The organism is Streptomyces sp. NRRL WC-3549 (assembly GCF_000721935.1).
In the GTDB taxonomy this organism is placed as follows: domain Bacteria; phylum Actinomycetota; class Actinomycetes; order Streptomycetales; family Streptomycetaceae; genus Streptomyces.
This window is the reverse complement of record NZ_KL585383.1, coordinates 247,021-247,625: the sequence shown is the minus strand read 5'-3', so window position 1 is coordinate 247,625 and position 605 is coordinate 247,021. Positions and strand designations below refer to the sequence as shown.

1 protein-coding gene and 1 pseudogene are annotated in these 605 nt (G+C 72.6%); one reads left to right on the top strand and one right to left on the bottom strand.

The genetic code is table 11. The annotated features are described in order from the left end of the window. Window positions 1-245: thioredoxin domain-containing protein (locus IH13_RS0103305; protein ID WP_031080900.1), on the bottom strand; the 245-nt coding region annotated here is incomplete at its 3' end. 132 nt (window positions 246-377) lie between these two features. On the opposite strand from IH13_RS0103305, the pseudogene IH13_RS0103300 reads away from it, so the two are divergent. Further along, window positions 378-605, top strand: a pseudogene (locus tag IH13_RS0103300) (MurR/RpiR family transcriptional regulator); the annotation flags it as partial.

Genomic DNA, 605 nt, shown 5'->3' with positions numbered 1-605 from the left:
AGCGCGGCCAGTGCCTCCAGGGAGCCGCTGCCGCCGGCCGCGGCGTCGAGGAACGTACCGAAATGGTGGTCCACCGCGAACCTGCCCTCGTCCGCGGCCTGCTCCATCACGGCGCCGAGGTCGAGCTCCATGCGCTTGCAGTACGGGCAGCGCAGGTCGGCGTAGACGCTCAGCACATGGGCGGCGTTCTCGTCCCCGTAGCGGACGATGACGCCGCCGGGGCCTGTCGTGTTGGCTGGGATCATGGTCCCAGGGTCGGCAGGGGAGAGCCGTACCGCAATGCGAGCCGACCCGGCTGTATATGGACATGCAGGCCGCGTGCTGGCTGAATGGAATGGTCCGTGCCGGTGGGGTGCGGGGGACTCGGAGGGGACACGATGAGCGGGAGCAGCCCGGCCGCGCGGTTGCAGGCGCTCTTCGAGGGGCGCCGGCTCACGCCCACCCAGCGGCGGATCGCCCACTCCATGGTGCGCAGGGCCGCCGACGCCCCCTTCCTGTCCAGCGTGGAGCTGGCGGAGCTGGCCGGGGTGAGCCAGCCCTCGGTCACCCGGTTCGCCGTGGCGCTCGGCTTCGACGGGTATCCGGCGCTGCGCAGGCGGGCGGGG